The sequence below is a fragment of the Caballeronia choica genome (assembly GCF_001544535.1).
Classification (GTDB): Bacteria; Pseudomonadota; Gammaproteobacteria; order Burkholderiales; family Burkholderiaceae; genus Caballeronia; species Caballeronia choica.
Window position 1 is genome coordinate 1 of record NZ_FCON02000370.1, and the last position, 2,524, is coordinate 2,524.

The window sequence follows — 2,524 nt, forward strand, 5'->3', positions numbered from 1 at the left end:
TTGGACGTCCGCTTTCGAGCCAACGACAGTCATCGATTTCCCTACGCCACTGTAGCGGTCTGCGCGACGAGTAAGTCGCTTCACGGACGTCTATCTTGCTTAATCCGTCATGCGGCTACTCTCGGGCTGCTGCACAATCCGGCTGATCAGATACCGAGTCAACGAGCCACTCGGCGCCCGGCAGTCCACTATGTAACCGCACCGCGCGCCAAGCAGCGCAATGCCCGCGGGCGACAGCACCGAGATGCGTCCTCGTTGGTAGTCGGCTTCATCTGGATAGACCAGTGTCCATCGATAGACGTCCCCTTCGACATCAACGCACTCGAGGGTCGTATTCAATGTGATGACGTCCGGGGGAACGTCGGCGGAATCCACGAACACGGCCATCGCTTCCAGTTCCTCCAAGAGCGCCCGCTGCGGAGGGGAGGCGGTATTCAGATACCCGTATCGCTTGAGCCGCGCAATGTCGGTCTCGGATAAAATCCGCGAATTGTCGGAGCGTGATTGCGAATCCGCGAAGGAGCCAACTTGAACTAGCGGCATATATGCCTCCTGGAAGCGTGAAGGTTACAAAGGTCCGTGCAACTGCCACCCGACCAGACGTCGAGCCATGAACCGTCCACGAAAATAAGGCGCTCGAGGCTTCCGTTTCGTATCACCTGGCGCACCGCAAGTGGGTTCACGAATACTCCGGGCCGTTCATCCGGAAACACAACTTGCATCAGCGGGGAAAGACGTTGCGTCACTTCGGCGAAGTTCGCTGCTCGCGCCGGTAAGGCGGTTCCCACCCAATAGAGAAGCGCTGTACGCGTGTCTTCGGGATCGCGTGCCACATAACGCAAACCTCGATTGGTCGGCGACGTATTGATCGTCTTCATGAAAAGGCCTCCTATCTTTGCTCACCGTCTGCTTCGGCTGTGACTGTGTTCATGTGTCGCTTCGGGATGCTTTCTTACGTTGCTCTTCACCCAGAGCCGGCCCCACTCGATCGAATACATGAGTGCTTGCGCCGCGTCGTAGAAATAGTCGAGTCCACGAACGCTGTGCTTGGGGTGGCCTTGTCGTTCAACCAAAAGGTCAGCCGAATATAAATGCGCATGCGCGGGGGGCGCAGTCGCTGTCAGAACGTAGCCCGCGTAGTCCATGCACAGCGTTGACGCCGAGCATTGGCCCGCTCGCCGACGCGCTGCTGGCGTTTCTGACGGGCCACCTGCGGACGTCATGCGAGGAGGTTGCACGACACCAGAACGTTCCGGCTTGCGTGATAGTTGCATATTCATCATGTTGGGAATCACTCGCATGTCAGCGACGTCATTGAATTCGAACGCGACAGCGGCCACACCGCCAGAAAAGCGGCACGAGGCAGTTCGCGTTGGATGGAGTCCCACAGATCAACGAAGGCGAAAGCGCATGTCGGGACAGGCGTGCCCGTACGACGATCGCCGCTCCGTTAGAGACGTGGTTTGCTTGGAGGGGTGAGCCCGGCCTGCGTCTGACGTTTGGTTGTCAGGCGAGCCGGGCGGAAGGAAGTGCTGACTTGTCCGCCGGACACGCGCGGCTCCGAGTGCATTTCGCTGTCTCCGATCCTTCACGCGTACAGCCCGCCGTTCCGACCATAGACGGAAGACAAAGCGACGCGAGAGAGCGATTCGAAGCAAAACGCACGACGAGGTCCTCTAAATAAGAATGTTCGATTCACGCTGGATGCAGACAGCCTCATTAAAGCGTGTTCGAAAGCATATTGCAAGCTTTCTGCGTCATGTTCGACAAGGTGACCTGCGGGCCACGCGCGAGACTGCGGTCGCTTAATCGTCGGGATGGTGGGCGCCGCACAATCGAAACTTCAGGTTCCGGCTGGCGCGAAACAGCACCACCCGTCGCGCCGCAACAGGGACCGCGGCTCCCGTCTTCGGGTTCCGCCCCGCCCGCGCATGTTTATCGCGCAGCTGAAAGCAGCCGAACCCCGATAGTCGAACCGCCTCGCCGTTCTCCAGCGCTTGCATGATCAGCTCAAAAAACGCGTCCACCAGCGCATGGGCATCAGACTTGTCGAGCCCAAGCCGGACCATTAACCGCTCGATCAAATGCGCCCTAATGAACGCCGGCTGGCCGACGTCCGCTGCCTGACTCGGCAGCCACTCTTGGGAGTTCAGCCCGTGCGCCATTTCGGCGGTTTCACCTCTTGGGTTCATTCGGATTCTGGACGTATCAAAAAGCGGCGGCATGAAGCCTCTTACCATCCTTTTACTCAAGTTCCGTCGCGTCGCGCGAAAGATGAACGTCTTCACAGATTCTTCACCCCGCCTTCTTGTCGGCGTGGTTATGCAGATCCGGTGTCATCCTCGGCGTCACTGGCGTAATACTGAGCGGCTGCCTCGAGCACACGCCGCTGCTCGGCCCGCACATATATCGAGGTCGTTTGCAGCGACGCATGGCCCAGAATCGTCTGCACCACGTCGATCGGCATGTCGCGCGCAACCGCACGCGTGCCGAAGGTGTGGCGGAACGCATGCGCGGAGGTGTT

General features: G+C 59.2%; 4 protein-coding genes. All 4 read right to left on the minus strand.

What is annotated here, in order from left to right; all coding sequences use genetic code 11:
• Nucleotides 1-99: 99 nt before the first annotated feature.
• A complete protein-coding gene (locus tag AWB68_RS44000) occupies nt 100-543 on the minus strand; it encodes a GreA/GreB family elongation factor (RefSeq protein WP_087650334.1) in 444 nt (147 codons plus the stop codon).
• The gene (locus AWB68_RS44005) at nt 534-878 is read right to left on the minus strand and encodes a hypothetical protein (protein ID WP_087650335.1); all 345 of its coding nucleotides are present in this window, start codon (nt 876-878) and stop codon (nt 534-536) included. The genes AWB68_RS44000 and AWB68_RS44005 overlap by 10 nt, the downstream gene beginning before the upstream one ends.
• Before the next feature lie 927 nt (nt 879-1,805).
• Entirely contained in the window at nt 1,806-2,288 is a 483-nt protein-coding gene (locus tag AWB68_RS44010; RefSeq protein ID WP_235028862.1) for an integration host factor subunit alpha, read from the minus strand.
• A gap of 32 nt (nt 2,289-2,320) precedes the next feature.
• Nucleotides 2,321-2,524 (minus strand): tyrosine-type recombinase/integrase (locus AWB68_RS44015; RefSeq protein WP_143282054.1); only part of this gene is annotated, 204 nt, incomplete at its 5' end.